General features: G+C 54.3%; 14 protein-coding genes. 9 read left to right on the top strand and 5 right to left on the bottom strand.

All coding sequences use genetic code 11. The features are described from left to right. The first annotated feature begins 452 nt into the window (after positions 1-452). The 3 genes from KBY93_RS16190 (at position 453) to KBY93_RS14770 (ending at position 4,936) form a co-directional block, all read left to right on the top strand. Positions 453-1,568 carry a glycosyltransferase gene (locus KBY93_RS16190; protein ID WP_255095189.1) on the top strand — a complete coding sequence of 372 codons (1,116 nt, stop codon included), beginning with the start codon at positions 453-455 and terminating at the stop codon, positions 1,566-1,568. A 195-nt stretch (positions 1,569-1,763) separates the two neighbouring features. Beyond that, positions 1,764-1,931, top strand: coding sequence for a hypothetical protein (locus KBY93_RS14765; protein ID WP_255095190.1), 168 nt, complete (start codon positions 1,764-1,766; stop codon positions 1,929-1,931). A gap of 548 nt (positions 1,932-2,479) precedes the next feature. Then, positions 2,480-4,936, top strand: a complete 2,457-nt coding sequence (locus KBY93_RS14770) for a polysaccharide biosynthesis tyrosine autokinase (protein ID WP_255095191.1) — start codon at positions 2,480-2,482, stop codon at positions 4,934-4,936. A gap of 641 nt (positions 4,937-5,577) precedes the next feature. On the opposite strand, the gene KBY93_RS14775 is transcribed toward KBY93_RS14770, so the two are convergent. Then, a complete protein-coding gene (locus tag KBY93_RS14775) occupies positions 5,578-6,576 on the bottom strand; it encodes a glycosyltransferase (RefSeq protein WP_399223306.1) in 999 nt (332 codons plus the stop codon). Between KBY93_RS14775 and KBY93_RS14780 the strand changes: the two genes are divergently transcribed. Both KBY93_RS14780 and KBY93_RS14785 read left to right on the top strand, forming a co-directional pair. Then, positions 6,499-6,723 carry a hypothetical protein gene (locus KBY93_RS14780; protein ID WP_255095192.1) on the top strand — a complete coding sequence of 75 codons (225 nt, stop codon included), beginning with the start codon at positions 6,499-6,501 and terminating at the stop codon, positions 6,721-6,723. The two genes, KBY93_RS14775 and KBY93_RS14780, sit on opposite strands and share 78 nt — an antisense overlap. A 445-nt stretch (positions 6,724-7,168) precedes the next feature. Further along, a complete protein-coding gene (locus KBY93_RS14785) occupies positions 7,169-8,182 on the top strand; it encodes a glycosyltransferase family 2 protein (protein WP_255095193.1) in 1,014 nt (337 codons plus the stop codon). Between the two features lie 247 nt (positions 8,183-8,429). On the opposite strand, the gene KBY93_RS14790 is transcribed toward KBY93_RS14785, so the two are convergent. The 3 genes from KBY93_RS14790 to KBY93_RS14800 all read right to left on the bottom strand — a co-directional run bounded on the left by KBY93_RS14790 (position 8,430) and on the right by KBY93_RS14800 (position 11,605). Continuing rightward, positions 8,430-9,413 carry a hypothetical protein gene (locus KBY93_RS14790; protein ID WP_255095194.1) on the bottom strand — a complete coding sequence of 328 codons (984 nt, stop codon included), beginning with the start codon at positions 9,411-9,413 and terminating at the stop codon, positions 8,430-8,432. Between the two features lie 9 nt (positions 9,414-9,422). Beyond that, positions 9,423-10,343, bottom strand: coding sequence for a glycosyltransferase family 4 protein (locus tag KBY93_RS14795; RefSeq protein WP_255095195.1), 921 nt, complete (start codon positions 10,341-10,343; stop codon positions 9,423-9,425). A 368-nt stretch (positions 10,344-10,711) separates the two neighbouring features. Next, on the bottom strand, positions 10,712-11,605 hold the full coding sequence (locus KBY93_RS14800) for a glycosyltransferase family 4 protein (protein ID WP_255095196.1): 894 nt from the start codon (positions 11,603-11,605) through the stop codon (positions 10,712-10,714). A gap of 39 nt (positions 11,606-11,644) precedes the next feature. Between KBY93_RS14800 and KBY93_RS14805 the strand changes: the two genes are divergently transcribed. Further along, positions 11,645-11,872, top strand: a complete 228-nt coding sequence (locus tag KBY93_RS14805) for a hypothetical protein (protein ID WP_255095197.1) — start codon at positions 11,645-11,647, stop codon at positions 11,870-11,872. A gap of 305 nt (positions 11,873-12,177) precedes the next feature. On the opposite strand, the gene KBY93_RS14810 is transcribed toward KBY93_RS14805, so the two are convergent. Beyond that, positions 12,178-13,311 (bottom strand): hypothetical protein, encoded by a 1,134-nt coding sequence (locus KBY93_RS14810; protein ID WP_255095198.1) that lies wholly within the window; start codon positions 13,309-13,311, stop codon positions 12,178-12,180. Positions 13,312-13,915: 604 nt separating this feature from the next. Between KBY93_RS14810 and KBY93_RS14815 the strand changes: the two genes are divergently transcribed. The 3 genes from KBY93_RS14815 (at position 13,916) to KBY93_RS14825 (ending at position 16,836) form a co-directional block, all read left to right on the top strand. Beyond that, the gene (locus KBY93_RS14815; RefSeq protein WP_255095199.1) at positions 13,916-14,722 is read left to right on the top strand and encodes a glycosyltransferase; all 807 of its coding nucleotides are present in this window, start codon (positions 13,916-13,918) and stop codon (positions 14,720-14,722) included. Next, positions 14,722-15,684 (top strand): hypothetical protein, encoded by a 963-nt coding sequence (locus KBY93_RS14820; RefSeq protein ID WP_255095200.1) that lies wholly within the window; start codon positions 14,722-14,724, stop codon positions 15,682-15,684. Before KBY93_RS14815 ends, KBY93_RS14820 begins: the two co-directional genes overlap by 1 nt. A gap of 132 nt (positions 15,685-15,816) precedes the next feature. Then, positions 15,817-16,836 (top strand): glycosyltransferase family 4 protein, encoded by a 1,020-nt coding sequence (locus tag KBY93_RS14825; protein WP_255095202.1) that lies wholly within the window; start codon positions 15,817-15,819, stop codon positions 16,834-16,836. Positions 16,837-17,033 lie beyond the last annotated feature (197 nt).

Genomic DNA, 17,033 nt, shown 5'->3' on the forward strand with positions numbered 1-17,033 from the left:
TCGGAACACTCTCTTCCGTTGCGGTGGTTTGGGTTTCGGGCATGGAGGGCCGCCATTCCAGCCAACCAAAACCCATGCTGACAGCCGTGCCAAGAATGCTGTTGTGGAACTTTTAGGCAGCCCTGCCCCGGCTAGAGGATCTAGGAATTCAGCTCCTCCAGAGGGATTGGAGTTCAGGTCAGTAGCCGATAGCGGAGGCTCAAAATGCTCTGCGACACCGATTCAGCTCGATTTGCGCAAAACTCATCCGGTCATATTGGCCTGGTGCTGGGTCTGGGGATCCGCAGAAGTTTTAATTTGTTTCGCAGCCCAAGCTCTCAAGGCTCGCTTACCTACCCATTGCCTGAGACCCATTCTTTCCCATGTGTTATCAGACTTTTCACGGTTAGTCAAGCCATCCGCACCGCATGGGCACTGATCAATACAGTGGAGACCATTGACCATGTGACTTCGTGATTCTTCGTGTGCTGCATGTGCTCCACGGTTTCCATCCAGCCGGCATCGAGAATCTCTGTCTGCAGTTGATTCGCCATTCTCCTGATGGAGCGGAGAGTCACTTGCTCAATCTGGATATCACGGTTCAGACCCAACGAGAGGGTTTCGACCACTTAGTCGCCAGCCAAAGGCTTTCGATCACGGAGCTCCCTCCCAGCGATGGTGGCCGTCTGCTCTGGCAGTTGTTGCCGGTGCTGCGCCGGATTCAACCGGATGTGGTGCTGATTTACCCCTTCAACCGCCTCACGCTCTGGGTGGCTTTTGCGGCACGGCTGGCTGGAGTTTCAAGGATCTTTACCAGCATGGGGAACTTGGCGCCTGAGGACGGGCCCGGACGCCTTGGTTTCCAGCGCCTGATGCTCTGGAGCGCCCGACTCGGCCTGCGGGTGGTGCCCTGCTCAGAGGCGGCGGTATGCAGTGTTGAGCCGTTGCCCCCCGGGCTTCTGATGGAAGCCGTAATCCCTAACGGCTGCGATGTGGCGGCGATCCGGAAACGCGCAGCCGCCGCCCGCGCCGCCCGGCCACCGGGTGATCCCCAGCGAGTATTGATGGTGGCCCGCTTCGACACGATGAAGGATCAGCCCACCTTGCTCCGCGCCTTCGCAGCCAGTGGCCTGGCGCGGTTGGGCTGGCAGCTGTGGCTGGTGGGTGATGGTCCCCAGCGGCCAGCTTGTGAGGCCCTGGCCAGGGAACTTGGGCTTGATCCGGCGGATATCTTTATGGGGGTGAGAAACGATATTCCCGAACTCATGGGACAGGTTGATCTATTCGCTTTGAGTACCAGCTCCACCGAGGGCTTCGGCATCGTGCTGATCGAGGCCATGGCAGCAGGATTGCCGGTGATCGCAAGCGACGTACCTGCATGCCGCGAGGTTTTGCTTGGCGGCCAGGCGGGAGAGCTGCTGCCGGCAGGCAATGGGCCGGCCTGGGTTTCGCGGCTGAAAGATCTGATGTCCTCAGACTCTGACCGTATTGTCCTGGCTACTCAGGCCAGATCTCATGTCAGTCTTTATGACATCGTCGCGACTGCCAATCTGTGGTATAATCTACTGGCAAAAGACTGTGTAAGATGACGAATGACCATCCTTTGTCATCAGGATGTCCTCGTATTGCATTCGTGATTCAATTTCAAGGGCGCCGAAAACGACGAATTTGAATATCTCTAATCAGCTATGATGATTAAACTGCTCTTCTGCTTCGAGTGCTTGGACAACGAAACATTCTTGGGAAATACCATATAGTCAATGTCCGTTTTTTCATTGTCGGCAATGCAAGTGCACACCGCAGCCTCCGCCAGAGATGCCGATGGCGACAATCAACTCGGCTTGCATGGCTGGCTGGCAGTGATTGATCGCTTCTCTGCCGTCAATAACCTGCCGACCGAAAACCGCCAGCAGCGCCGCTCCTATCTCACCGCTGATGCCCTGGTGTTGTAACAGCACCTGTTTAAGCATTGGCACCACTTGAGCGTCCACGCAAATCACTCGTAACAGATGCCTCAGAGATGCTGGCCAATCCGCCACAAGTTCGTGGCGATGTCACGGAAATTCGTGTATCTGGGTTGTGAGCGGGCGAGCGAACCTCTTCGCCTTGCTAGGTGCGTAGCCGCAGGTTATTTCTTCTGCGTAAGCAGACTCTCCTAGTTCATGGAGAAACCAGGAAGTAAGCCTCTGGTGCGTGATGCCATCGCTGACTCCTGATCATTGTGGTTGCACCTTATCGTCTGCTTGAAATCCATTCCTTTCAGCAACGTAGCGATTGAGTGCTCACAGACGTGTTAAGAACATCCCTGCCCCTGAACGGAAGCTGACGATGTGGTGACCTGGCAGGCGATATGAAATTTTCGACTGGCCTGACTGCAATTGAATCTGAGTGTTCTCCCAGGGGTGCTGCTTCAAGTCAATCTTTTCTATTGTGTGAGACGCCACGCTTGCTGGATCGGCCAAACTCCTTTACAATCCATGGAGACTGACATTTAGATGCGATGACGATCGTCACTGATGGGAGCTCCTCTCAGCTTCAACAGCGCTCGTCAGGCTCAGTCCCGATTCTTGAAGGGACCAAGATGTCTGCTGAAGAATCAGGAATAACCCTGAGTTCACTTTTTCGTATTGTCAGGCGTCGACGCAAGGCATTCTTTGTCGGGGTAGTCGCTGTAACAGCGGGTACGATAGCTTGGCTGATCTATCAGAGAATCTATCATCCGGTTTATCAAGGGAGCTTTAGCTTGCTCATATCTGATCCAATCAGTAATGAGAAACAGGTTGGAGCTGGTACGCCCCTTGATGAAGTTGGCATTGCATCCGTTGCACGAAATACTGGAGGGAGCAATGATATTCCCACTCTGATTGAAGTGCTTGAGAGTGAAGAGATTTTGACAACTGTGTTTTCAAGACTTGATGAGAAGTTTCCAGGAAGTTCTGAAGTCGAAAAACTACTGGTGGAGGTGTCACAGGGTTCAGGAAATGCGAGCAAGAGAAAACGAGTTAAGTCTGATGGTGTACTGCAGGCTACGATTAGCGGCCCTTCACCCGAGCTAGTTCGTGAAGCTCTGCGGCTAACTCAGCAAGCTTATCTCCAATGGTCGCTTGAACAGCGTCGAAGAAAGTTGATCGAGGGAATGAAATTCCTTGATAATCAGGAACCGTTGCTAGAATCAAAATCATTGAATCTACAGGCTTTGCTTGAAAGATTTCGCAATGAGAATAATGTATTGCTACCCGAGCAGGAAGCCTCGGCCAACCGTCAGCAAGTTGATACATTGCGACTAAAGCTTCTAGAGCAGAAATCAGAGCTGGCTAGGCTTCAACAGGTACGCAAAGATGTCGCCAGTGGAAAATTGACTGCTAGTGGTTTTTCCAGTACTGCTGGCGAACCCAGCAATCAATCATCCGCCGCAAGTATCGGTACTAGCCTCAGCTTGGATGTACCAAATCAGCCTCTTCTCCAAGAATTTAACAAAATCGAGCAGCAGATCGCCGAAGCAAAAGCTATTTATAAACCGGATTCACCCTATCTCCAAAATCTGATTGCGGCAAGGGGTCAAATCAAGCCTGCCCTACAGAGAAAAGAAATCGAAGCGGTAGATGCAACTATTAGGCAGCTTGAAGGTTCAATCTCCGCAACAACAGGCCAAATTGCTCGTATTGATCAACGTTTTAGTAAGCAGCCTTCTTTGCTACGTCAGTATGAGGACATCAAGAATAAGCAAATGATATCCGATGAAAATCTTGCTAGTTATTTGCGGACAAGGGATCAGTTTCAATTAGAAATTGCACAAAATATTATTCCTTGGAAAGTAATACAGCCAGCTGCAGTAAATCCAAGCCCGGTAGAGCCCAATGTTCGGAATAGTCTAAGTCTTGGTCTTTTACTTGGCTTCCTTACTGGCACTGGCTTAGCACTAATCACTGACAAGCTCGACAATGTCTTCCACACATCAAACGAGGTAGTTGATGACTTGGATCTACCTCTGCTTGGTCATATCCCGTATATTGAACTCTTCAATAAGTTTGCTGAGGACGATCAGTTTATTCTGCAGGATCTCGACGCTATGTCCTCAGAGAAGTTTGGTTCCCAGTTGTTTCGTTACCAAGAGTCATTACGAAATCTTTATACCAGTATTAAGTTTCTCAACGCAAATCGACCTCTAAAGTCGATTGCTATTACAAGCTCTATTCCTGCTGAAGGGAAGAGCCTTGTAGTAGTTCTTCTTGCTAAGACTCTAAGCGAACTCGGGCAGCGAGTTCTCTTGATTGATGCTGATCTGCGAAAGCCACAACTTCACAAGAGAGTTGGGCTCAATAATTTAGAGGGGCTGTCTAATCTACTTATTGAAGAGTCTCTTAATTGGCAAAACTTTGTCCAGCCAGTACCTGGTTTTGCAGGCTGGGATGTGATTACTGCTGGACGCAGTGTGCCTGATCCACCTCGTCTGCTTAGTTCGCTAAAAATGAGCGAACTTGTCCAAAGTATTGCTGAATCACAGTTATATGATCTGATCTTATATGATACTCCTCCAACTCTTGGTTTGTCTGACGCAGTGTTGTTGGCTTCAAATTTAGATGGTATTATGTTACTTGTCAGCCTTGGCAAGGTTGATCGGCAGTTGCCCAGTGAAACAGCAAAGCGAATTCTTGTATCAGGAGCGCCTTTGCTTGGGGTTGTTACTAACGGGAGAAAGCCGAGATCCAATCGCGGGTTTATTACTGGCTATGGCTATGGCTATGGCTATGGCTATGGCTATGGCTATGGCGCAAAATCTTCCTTTTCCCGTAATACTGAAAGTGTACACGATCCATCAATTGCCCATCAATATTATAATGCTGCAAGTACTGCCAGTATCAATAAGGCACAACTCAGCAAGTCAGATACTGGACTTACTCGTCGCTCCAGGCTGCGGCGACTGGGCAAGAAAATTCGCACATTCTTCTCAGGTTAAAACAATTAGATTCTGATCTTCTTCTGCCAGGGAGATGGGTTGTTAGACTCGTGCCGGTTGTCGTTCTTATGCTGACATCATCGCTGCCTATTCCGCCATCCCACTACCTGAGCAGGATTTCCCTGCACGATGGTATTGGCAAGTACGGTACCGCTTGCAACTGCACCGAGAGCTACAACCGCACCAGTGCACACACGAGTGCCTGGAGCGAGAACAGCACGGGCAGCGATCCAGGCTTCAGATTCAACAGTAATCGGGCCTAGGCGCAGATCAAATCCAGGTGTACGGAAATCGTGGTTTCCTGTGCAGAGGAAGGCGCCCTGGGATAGACAGACGTTATCGCCCAGAGTCACAGGGGCGAGATTATCAATCCAGAGTTGTTCGCCCAACCAGCAGTGATCCCCAATCACCAGACGCCAGGGAAAGGTGATGTGTAACTGAGGCTTCAATCGGCCGCCTGCGCCGATGCGCGCTCCGAAAACACGCAGTAGCTGCTGCCGCCAGGCTGTGCCTGGCAGATGGCTGGCAAGCAGAGGCAAACCGAACAACCGCCAAAGAATCCGACGTCGTAACGAAGCACCGGTGTGCCAGCTGGGAGGGGTGCTGTAGCTATCGAGCCGCTGAATCCCGTGAATCATCGGTTATCCCTCCACAAACCCAGGCCGTTCAGCGTTGCCAAGGACCCAGTCGTAGAGCTGGCGTGTCTGCTCAGCCACTCGGGGCCAGCTGTATCCCTGGGCTACTAAGGCATGGGCAGCTGAACCCATTGCTGCTGACTCGGCCTCGCTCAATTCAAACAAGCGGTGGAGGCTTTTTGCCAAGATACCGTGACTTTCCGGCTCCGCAGGCAACGATGCTCCCGAGCTGAAGGCCTCAGGGATGTTGCAGGCGGTACTCAGCAGGCTTGGTAGGTGATAGGCCATGGCTTCGAGTGCCGCCATCGGCAGGCCCTCGGAAAAGCTTGGCAAAACAAAGGCCTTGGCCGCCGTTAAGCAAGCGTGCTTCTGCTCCTCGAAGCAAGGGCCATGCAGCGAGACGCGTGCGAGCTCCCCCCTCGCCTTGGCAGCGGAGACCTGTTCAGCCAGGGCACCCCCATCGCCATAGCCCACCAAGGCCAGCCACCAGCCATGGCGCTCGGCCTCGTCAGCCACGACCTGCCAAGCTTTGAGTAGGGGAACGAGCCCCTTTTTTGCGTGGAATCGGCCCAGGTACAGCAAAACGCTGCTTCCGGCAGGAATGGTGTTTGCCCAAGGCGGCGGCTCTGCCGCAGCCGTCGTGGGGATGGTTACACCATTGGGTATCACGGCAATGGGCCGACCCAGATCGAGGGCGTCTGTCACGGCTGCTTCCGCCGGGCAAAGGACGTGGATGCAGCGGGCTGAGCGCAGGGCCCGGCGCTCAAAGAGGCTCCATGCGAGCCGCTTTTTCCAGCGTGAGTGAACGAGAGCCCATGGATCGAGCATGCCGTGAGGAGCTATCACCAAGGGGTGGCTCGAATCTGCCAGGCGCGAGGCGATGCGTGTGGGGCTACGCCAGAGGCCATGGAGATGAAGTAAGGAGGGGTGAGCGACTTTGACTGCCCCAAGCAGATTCTGATCACGGTGAAACCCCTTGAAGCGATCGCTTGTCAGCCAGTCCACCTCAAGGCCGGCAACCCGCTGAGCAGCGATCAAATCGGTCACTGCGGTAGCAATGCCACCATCGGAAGCATCAGCGGCGTGGGAAAGGTGGAGAACGGTCATGACGTGCTGGCTCAGACGATCGCGAGGGCCTGTGGAGAAGGGTAGGTCGATGAAGCGGACGTGTAGCAGTTGCCAGCTCCATACGTGAATTGAGGCCAATCAGTATGGCCCTGTTGAGCTCGAACTCAATCTTTGCTGGGATTTAGATTCAGCCCTGCATGGCGCAAGCTTATGAGCTGATGGCACAACGCAATATCTACTATTCTCTTCCGGCAACTGGATACTCCACTCTTGCCTGAAAATGGCGCAGGGATTACACGGGTGTCGTCGTCTTCGCCATACGTTCCTACCACGCGCTGACGACGTTCCCGTCTGTACTCCTGGTCATCGTTTTCACTCATCCGCTAGGCGACAGTGACATCCCGTTTCATAATGAATAGCGACTGTGACTTTCTTCACGATGCCTTTCAAACTGTCGGCGCTGGACCGAAATCTGCAATGCGAGCCCAGCTGACATCGCCTGCCCAATACGCCATCGCCATTCAAGCCTTTGGAGCTGAAACCTGCCTTTCTCAGCGGCGTCGACCATGACACGGACAAATCTGCCACAGAACCAATAGTGAACTACATGGCCCTGCGCACAGGTCTCATCATCGCCACAAAGGGCCGGCCTGAGGTCTTGACCCGGCTTTTGGCCCACCTCGGCGCCCAATCGGTCCCCCCAGCCCGCATTGTCGTTTCCGCCACCGGTCCAGAGGACATCGCAGCGGAGGACGCGGCCACCATCCGGAGCCTTGCCGGGACGCCGGTGGACATCATCTTCGGCGCGGTCGGCTTGACGGCGCAGCGCAACCGCGCTCTACTTGTTATACGCGATGATGTCGACATCGTCGCTTTCCTTGACGATGACTTCATCCCGTCGCACTTCTGGATCGAGCGCCTGCAGCAGGTGATGGTGGCCCGGTCCGACATCGTTATCGTGAGCGGGCTCGTGCTGGCCGATGGTGCAGGCTTCGGTGGCATCGACTGGGCCGACGGCCTGGCGATGGTCGAGGCGCGCGACCGCGAGGCGACACCTGCCGGCTTCGCCGACAGCAAGGTGCGCTCAGGGATCAGCCCCTATGGATGCAACATGATCTTCCGCGCCGCGGCAATCCAGGACATCCTGTTCGACGAGCACCTCGTTCTCTACGGCTGGCTCGAAGACCTCGACTTCTCCCTTCGAACTGTCGGTGCGGGGTGGATCAGCCGGGGCAGATGGACCAGCATGATCTGGACCGACTACCTATGGGGCGTCCACCTCGGCACCCGGAAGGCACGTGTCTCGGGCGTGCGGTTCGGCTACTCGCAGGTTGCGAACTCCTGGTACCTGATGCTCAAGGGAGTGCTGCCGCCCTGCTACGCCGCGCGCAATATCCTTCGCTCCTGCATCGGCAACGCGGTGGGCTTTCTGCGTGGCAGCGACCCCTGGTGCGACCGGCGCGGCCAGCTCGCCGGCAATTTCCTCGCACTCAAGGATGTCCTGCTCGGCCGCAGCCGGCCGGAGCGGGCTGCAGAGTTATGACGCCCGAGGCCCAATTGCACCCTCTGAGCCGGTAAGCCGCCTTGTTGGGCTTAGTTGTCCATTGCCCGGGCTGGCCGGGATGCGGCCGGGACGGCCTCAACAATTGACATGGTCATCACAGACTGCCGGGGGAGTCTGTCTGTCGAACCAGCAACATGTCGGCATGGAGGGAGGGGGATTGACACTTTCGCAAGATGAGTCTGTAGCCGCTCATGCCAGCCTGAGTTGTGGCAATCTTCGAAGTTCCCTATGGTTGTAAACTTATGGCTATCTCTATTGCTTTAGATATGCACTTAAGGCCGGAGGTGGAGGGATGAATGTTGTCACTGTAAAGGGTCTCAATATTTGAGCTGCAATGATTAAACACTTTTCGTCCGTCCACAATAGATATCCCCGTCTGCTGAGCTAAAAGTGCCAGTTGATTGTGTTGCTCATAGGGCTTACCTCTTGTTAGCTCGTCACGCTCTTGATGAAGTATAAGCTTGACGCGTGCTCCTGAGGCTTTGGCTGACGTAAGCAATGCTCGGAGGTCAGCCAACCCTTGGCGTGTTTCAGTTGACGAGATATTCTCACATGCTGGAACTGAAACCATTGAGGCGGTGCTTGTGTGCATCGAAGTTGATCGATCCAGGCCAAATCGTGACTGGAGATGGGGCAAAAGATAACGAAAGAGCAGTTCTTCAAGTGCCAGTCGTGGATTCTCCGTAGGCTGTGTCAGCGGATTCAAGGAAGTATATTTTGGATTGTCGCATGCGTCGTGACTGGAAGCAACCACCACCACATCGCTGGCTCCCATAAATCCGTAGCGTTCGGCCCATGCACGCCAATTGCCAGGACCCCAGCTTCCAGCACTGACATTGCCAATCTCAACCCGCTTCCCCTGGGACCGTAGTCTTTGCTTCAACACTTCAGTGGGAATCGAGGCTTGAGGGTTTTGAGCACCTCCGTTGATTACTGAGTCACCGAATACAAGGATCCGTCGAACACCATGTACAGGCTCGGCTTCCATGCCATCACTGCGCATGCCATATGCATTGATGGCGAATCGATTATGAAATCGACTTAGATCTTGACCAGGGCGAAACATATATTCGATTTCCGGATCAACAATTGACAATGGGGGAGTGCCCAGGCCCACGCCATAGCGTGCAATTGCCTCGCTGATACCAGTGATACCAGCTAATGTAAGAAGGATCTTGCAGATAGAACGTGAACGATCTTGTCTTGCCATTGATCCTGTTCATCGAAGCCTATGGGAAAGGAGCTGAGCGATGCATCTTGATCGCCATGAGAATGCAGGATTTGCTGATGCATAGACAGCAGCGACCTGCAGTGCCTGGGAAAAACTGGCGAGGCTGAAACTTTCCAGCCGCCGCCTCGCCGCTACAACCATTGTGAGACGCTCCTGGGCTGATTGGGCTTCAATCCGGTGCATCAACTGGGCCAGCGTCCTGGGATCAAGGGGATCAAAGCAGAAGCCAGTCCTGCCCTGGTCGATCAGATCAACAGTGCAGCCACAGGCTGAACTCACCAGGACCGGCAATCCGGCAGCCATGGCCTCATTCACCACAAGGCCCCACTGGTCGGAGCTGCTGGCCAGCACGAAGGCGCTGGCCCTGCCATACACATCGGTGAGGGCGTTGAGTTGCCGAAATGGCTCAAGACTCACCCGTTCTGGTTCAGGAAGTTCAGAGATCCCTGCCTGGATCGCCGCTTCCTCTGACCCTGAACCCACCAGCCGTAGGTTCCAACGACCACCTGCGTGCTGATAGAGGCCGTACGCGCGCAGTAGGCCTAGGTGATTTTTCTTGGCTATGAACCGGCTCACGCAAAGGAACTCCTCGGGATCTGACTTCGAGCCGTCTCCTGCTGCTGCTGCTGCTGCTGCGGCACTGGAAAAGAGCTGATTGTCCACTACATCCCAGGGTTGTGTGATTGCTTCTGGAGCAAAACCCAGCTGCTCGAGGTAGGCACGGCTTTCAGTGCCGGCCACAACAGCGGCGGAATAGCCGCGCAGCAGTTGCTGCTTCATCCATTCCTTCACGGCAAAGCGAGGCTCATCATGCTCGCGGCTGTCGCTCACGATCACCAGGGGGATGCGCTGACGGTGGCAGATCAGCAGTAGCCGCTGGTAGGCAGGGTCGGCCCAGCCGACGCTCACCACTACCCGGGGGTGCGCCTTGGCAAGTACTGCAACCAGTTGGCGATCCAAGTCCCCAATGGGGGGGTCAGCTTCCGGCTTGGGATGGCCGCTGAGCCGATGAATCGTGTAGCCATTGCCAGGAGCAAAGGCCCAGGGGTATTCCTGTGACTGGGGCCGGGTTTCTAGCACGTGCAGCTTCTGCTCGTGCGCTGCGTACTGAAAGCGGGCGTGGTGATAAGGCCCAATGCGATGGAGGGCAACAAGCAGGCCCATGCTCAGTCCACGCCGTGGGAAGTCAACATTTGCTCTCCGCTCAACCCTCTTGGCCGCACTGGGTCGATCACAAGCTGTACAGCTTTAAGGTTTGCGAGCACGAACAGGTCATCTCACCCATCGCTGCTTGGGGTGGGCTGAGGATAGCCAATAATCTTCTCCAGTCTCTTTACTGCCGCCTCCCATGTGAATTCGCGAGAGCGAAGTGCCAGGGCGGCACGCCAGCCAACGTAGCTTTCATAGGGGGTGAGGCGGGATGCAATCCAGTCGGCCACCACGTCCGGCTTGGGATGGGGGGCGAACAGCTGGCTGCAGCCGCCATCGGGCAGGGTGGAGGGGATGCCGCCTACCGCATGGGCAAGAACGGGCACCCCAAGACGTAGACACTCGCGGTTGGAGATGCCGAAGGCTTCCGCGGAGGAGAACAACGTGCCAAAGTGCCAGCTCTGCAGTTCGGCCGCAAAGCGAGCGGTTTCGGTTTGTTTGTCGAGGAAACCCAGGGGGTGGAGGGCCGGATGGGACGGCAGCACAGCGGGATCCGGGCCGATGGCCCGCACCACCGCCGGGATTCCAAGAGCCTTCAGAGCCTCAGCCAGCTGCAGCAGGAAGGGTCCACCCTTGCGCTGCCAGTCCTTGCCGAGAAACCCAAGCCGAAGCGGTGTCTTTAGGCTGGGAGGTGGGGGCAGGGGTGCCGCTGGCAAACTGGCAAGCCGGATCTCATCGAGGTTGGCGCCACCGGGCACCACATGAACCTTGACTGGATCAATTCCATAGTCGGTAATCACTGAATCTGCGGCCCACTGAGCCATACACACCACGGCATGAGCCTGCTGATATGCGCGGCGTTCACGTTCAAGCACCTGATTCCGAAACCCCTCGCTGAGGCGCTGGCCCGTGCCGTTATCGTCGAGAACCTGGCGAGTGGTGGCATCAATGTAGAAATCCACCCGCCAGGGGGCGGGCCAGGGTTCGGGCGGTAGCAGAGGAAAGTGGCTGAGCAGGGCCAAGGGCTGCTCGGAAGAAAGCCCCGACTGAGCCATTAAGGTTTGACCGAATTTTTTGCTGTACTGGAAGCCACCTGCTTTGCTGCTTCGCAGCAGCTGGTTCAGATTCCAGAGCCGGCGCTGATGACGAATCCGTTCGGGTTGAAGCCCCAGCCCTCCCTGGAGCAAGCCATCCTGCATACCTGCCTGAAGCAGGAAATATGGAATGTTGCTCCAAGTAGCAGGATTCGTGGCATCACCGCAGCACAGAAGATAGCGATTCATGTCTAAAACCTTACACGATCAAAGAATTTAAAGCCTGAAGACGTGGAATTCAATCTTTAATGACTCATGTTCTGATTTGCTGCTTTACTTGGGCTCGCGATCTGGTAATAGTTGAAGCTTCCTTAAGTGGCATAAGTTCTAAGTTTCAATTGGTTGACTAGGCTAAGGCTGAAGGCCCAATAGCGGCCCAAGAGTGTATGATTTATGATTCGCATATCTATTCGGAAGTAGTCATGAGTTTCAAAATTAGTTTCTTGCAGCTTCTACTTGTTCGTAAGTTAATGCAGAGGAGTAGGTTGTGGAAATAGCGGCTACAGAATAACAGCTTCTTTATTATGCAGCTTGCCATTGCCTCGACAAGAATAGATTAATAATATCGACAAGTAAATCAGCCACTGCACTGTCCGAAGGCCGTATTGATAGCCCATGGCGAATGATGTAAGAATAATGCAACTCGTAATTAGACGAGCATAGAGATTATTGAGCTGAGTTGCTTTATAAATCAGAATGCCATAAACACTATTGAATAAAACGAAAGCCACCGGACTGAACACAAAGAGCTCTCCCATCGCGCCCATCGGTCTAAAATAGTCTACTCGCCATAAGTCAGGATCAGCATTTATAAAATGAAATGAGGATGGAAGTGGAATGATGCTGTAAAGTAAGTCGTTCAAATTAAATTGATAGGGGGCCTGATCAATTACATAAATAAGGTGCAGAAAAGAGTGCTGGAACAAGTATGCAAGATTGATGGAAGAAAGTGAAGAAATTACGTCATCTAAAACTACAATAAGGGAATCAAGCGACTTGTCTCCAATGAATCTACTTGATAGGGCTAGAACGAATAGTAAAACGCTTATTGAGGCCATTGAAAGTGAAAGCTTCCATTTTCTTTGTGACGCATAGTAATAGGTATACACAAGAAATGGTAAAATCGCCGATCTGCTCCCGTCAAACCATGCAAAGAGTAGAGACGTCAGGCAAACCAAGGCAAACGATATAAGACTATACTTTCTGGTATGCAAATTAATAATGGATAAACAACCGCTAACTAAGACGAAAAAGGATGCGCCCTTGCCCCCGACCTCGCGCTGAATCTCGTTTGTGCCAACTTCATATAGTGGAAGACTTTCAATGGCTGTGATGGCGTAGAAAGAGAATATAGCAACAATAACTAATAGTGATAAAAATGCCAGACTTGAGTTTTGAAGACGGAATCCAAGTGATAACTTGGGTGGCTTTATAATAGTCTGCTTTATGGGGCCTAAGATATTGAATCCGATTAATATTCCTATGATCTGCACTAGAGGGAGCCAAGCATAACCAATAATTTCGGAGCATGAAAATGCGCTTGCATAGCCAAAATCAACATCGTCAAGATTGAGGCAAACTGATCGCAGGGACAGTAGATAAATTACAAGTACATAACCAATAGCGATGATCAAGGGAAGTGATGAGACGCGGGCTTGATCTTTCGCCAAAACCATTCTAGAGCTTTTCATGTCTATGAAATGTTAAAGGACGGGATTCCAGTGCTTTCGCTATAGTGCTAGGCCGATTAGGGATGGCTTCTGCGCATAACAACTGGTGAAATTTTTTAGCAATAGGCCTGTCTGTAAAAATCCCCTCCCATGGCGGTGTGGCTGAGGCATAAGCACAAGGGTGCGCTCAGGCGAGCGGGGCATGGAAATTTTCAATGTCCTTGTCTGCTGTGGGGTGCATGAGTTTAGCATCAGCGTCTAGTATACTGGGAGCCTGTGAGTCTGACGCATAGCCTGCTGGCTCATGGGCCCTCAATCCCTCTTTCTGTGGTCTCTCACATCCTTTCAGGTGAGCCGTATCTGAGACCCCCATCAATGCTTGATCACCTAAAGTCACTGGCTTCGACTCAGTAAAGGTTGCCCTGCCGACTACGCATCACAGTCAGCCTCCAATAGGGCTCAGAGCCTTGTGATCTCTTTGATCGACGCTAGCCTTCATTTAGGTCTGAAGCATGACAGTGATCGATCCATTCCTGCGCTCGGTTTGGAGCCAAGATTCAAGGACACGATGACACTTTCCCTGCTGATTGTCGTTCCCACGCGAAACTCTTCTCAGCTCTTGCCGCGCCTGCTGAACTCCCTTCACTCCCAGAGCTGGCCCCACTGGCGCCTCCTGTTCATCGACGGATCCTCAGCACCCGAGCACCGCCAGTGGCTGCAGCAATGCTGTGCCACTGATCTTCGTTGCCGCTGGATCCCCCAGTCACCAGACGAACCGGGAATCTTCGGGGCCATGAATCAGGGCTTCGCCGCCGCTAGCTTCACTGATTGGCTGCTGTTCTGGGGCTCCGACGACTGGGCCGCAACACCCAGTGTATTGGCCAAGGCCGTAGCAGTTCTGGAGCATGCCATCAGTGGTTCTGGCCTTCCCGATCTGTTGGTGTGCCGTGGCCATTACGTTGATGCTGGCAGCGGCGTTCTTGGCCGACCAACCGCCTTCAGCGGGTCTTCGGCCAAGCAGCTCCTTCTGCCCGCTGCTGATTACCGTCGTGCCCTTTGGCTCGGCTCCACGCCGCCGCACCAGGCCACCTGGATTGGCCCGGGTGCTCGCCGTCACCTCGCTCGCTATGCCCCAGGCTTCCGTCTCTCGGCCGACCTCGACTTCTTTCTCCAGCTCAGCCGCGACCCTGATCTGCGGGTGCAGCTGCTTGATCTCGACCTTGTCCACATGGCTGATGGCGGCATCAGCGGTCAGCAGACCAGCCGCCGCCTGCAGGAGGTTTGCCGTGCCTACCTTCGTGCCTTTGGTTGGTGTTGGTGGATTCCGTTTCTGGCCCGCTATCTGCGCCGTATCAGCAGCCTCCTGTCCCGTTGATGATGCAGATCCATCTCTTCGGGGCGGCCACCCCCAGCGGAGAAGCCTTTCGCCAACTGGCCGTTGCAGCCGCACCGGATTGGCAGGTTCATGCCTACTCCCGCCATCAAGGCGGTATGCACCGGGCTGACTTCCGTGATCCTGACGGGTTCCGCCCATCGGCCGCCGACGTTCCTGCCGTCTGGGTCAGTTTCGGCCCGATCTGGCTGCTGGCTCCTTTCCTTGAGCAATGGAGCAGTCAGAACCCCGAGCACCTCACCAGTCTGCGCGGATTGATCGCTTGCTCCTCATCCTCAGCACTCACCAAGCGATTTGCCACCAACAGCTTTGATCGCGAACTGGTAGCTCGCCTGACCGGGGCTGAAGACCAGCTGCTAACGACCTGCAGCCGTTACGCCATCCCTTGCCGCATCCTGCGGCCCACCCTCATCTATGGCCAAGCGGGCCAGTATGGAGATCGCAACCTCAGCCGACTCGTTGCCGTGATGCGTCGCCTGCCGCTGCTACCTTTGCCGGCCCACTCAGGTTTGCGTCAGCCGATCCATGCCAGCCAACTGGCGGCCGTGGCTCTCGCTTTGGCCCACCAACTCAACACCACTGGCACAAATCATCGGCTCTGCGCTGATCGCAATCTCTGTGGGCCGATCGCTCTCGGTGGTGACACCACCTTGAGCTACCTGGCCATGCTCCAGGCTTTGAAGGAGGCCTTACCCGCTGGCGATCCCGGCCGCCGCTGTCGATTGCTTTCGATCCCCGATCGTCTTTTTTACTCCGTTTTCCTGCCATTGCTTTGGTATTCCCCCAAGGCTTATGAGGCTGTGCTACGCCTTGGCGCTGATCTGTCCGGTTTTACACCCAGCCACCAGCTGCTGGACATTCACCCTCAACCTTTTCCTGTGTCCCCCCTTGCTTGTACGTCTTCTGTGCCAACCACAGGCATTAAATTAACTTTGTTGAGTTGATATGGTACGCATCATCGATTTAGCATGGGTTGTCCGACTTCGGCTTCCTCATCCTCATCCTCCTTCCATTAGAAGTTCGACGCTGTCACCCGAGTTCCGTTGCCTCGTTGGACTCGGCCTCATACGTTGGTGATGATTCCCGTGATGGCTTCAGTGACTGTTTCTGCATGCTTGGCCCTGCTTTCCAGCGGCGCTGCTAGCTGGCTGCTTCTGCGCTGGATGATCCCTCGTTTGCAACGGCATCTGCTGGATCTCCCTAACGTTCGTAGCGCACATGCTGTGCCAACTCCTCGCGGTGGTGGCCTTGCAATTGTGCTGGTTACCGTGATGACTAGCCTTATCGCCGAGGTGGCGAATTGGTCCTCTCCCTTGGCGACACTTCCTTTCTTCTGTGCGCCCTTGGCACTGGTGGGGCTGCTCGACGACCGGTTTGACCTCCCTGCTGGGTTTCGCTACGCGGTGCAGTTACTAACTTCGTTCATGTTGCTCTCACTGGCTGGTCTGTCATTGTTTGTGCTGCCCTTGGCGGTGCGAGTTATTGTTTTCCTGCTGCTTGTAATCGCTATCACAGCTGTCATCAACTTCACTAATTTTATGGACGGACTGGATGGCCTTGTGGCTGGCTGCCTGACGATTGCCTTCATTGCCGGTGCGGTTGAGCTGGCAGCACCCTGGTCGTTTTGGTCCGTTGTTGGAGCCCTTCTCGGTTTCCTGGTCTGGAACTGGAGTCCAGCCAAAGTGTTCTTGGGCGATGTTGGTAGTACCTTTCTCGGTGCCATGTTCGCCGGTATTGTTCTACTGGTGCCCAGTTGGCCGTCAGCTCTTGGATTGCTCTTGGTAGCCACTCCTCTTTTTGCTGATGCTTTCGTCTGCGTGCTGCGTCGCCTTATGGCCGGCCACAAGATCTTCCAAGCCCATCGTCTGCATCTCTTCCAGCGCCTGCACCAGGCTGGTTGGCCTCAAGCGCATATTGCCATTATTTATATTTCAGGCACATCAGCATTGGCGCTGGCCTTCCTTGTCGGTGACTGGCGTTGGGTGATGGCTGGCGCTGCTCTCGAAGTGCTCTTCGGCTTCTGGCTTGATCAGCATGTGGCTGTTCCTTTCTCTGTCACCATCGTCAGTACTAAGAATACAAGAATCCCGCACTAGACGTTAATCCCCTGCCCCTCAGGATCTGTGTGGTTTCCCTAGGGAACATCTGAAAAACCGGCTAAAATCAGTAACCATTCAGGGGTCGGGATGCGCCGCCGCGCGAATGCACGCCTGATCGCTCATCGCTGAGCGGGCAAAGAAGCAGTGCTGCTCTTGCTGCTGAATTCAGGGATCCGGCAGCAGTGATGGCATCA

Source organism: Synechococcus sp. J7-Johnson, from assembly GCF_024345795.1.
Taxonomy (GTDB): domain Bacteria; phylum Cyanobacteriota; class Cyanobacteriia; order PCC-6307; family Cyanobiaceae; genus Regnicoccus_A.

Coding starts and splice junctions, on each gene's coding strand:
- KBY93_RS14765 (WP_255095190.1), top strand. CDS start 1,764: ATGCAAGTGCACACCGCAGCCTCCGCCAGAGATGCCGATGGCGACAAT.
- KBY93_RS14820 (WP_255095200.1), top strand. CDS start 14,722: ATGATGCAGATCCATCTCTTCGGGGCGGCCACCCCCAGCGGAGAAGCC.
- KBY93_RS14825 (WP_255095202.1), top strand. CDS start 15,817: ATGATTCCCGTGATGGCTTCAGTGACTGTTTCTGCATGCTTGGCCCTG.
- KBY93_RS14790 (WP_255095194.1), bottom strand. CDS start 9,413: ATGGCAAGACAAGATCGTTCACGTTCTATCTGCAAGATCCTTCTTACA.
- KBY93_RS14770 (WP_255095191.1), top strand. CDS start 2,480: ATGACGATCGTCACTGATGGGAGCTCCTCTCAGCTTCAACAGCGCTCG.
- KBY93_RS14815 (WP_255095199.1), top strand. CDS start 13,916: ATGACACTTTCCCTGCTGATTGTCGTTCCCACGCGAAACTCTTCTCAG.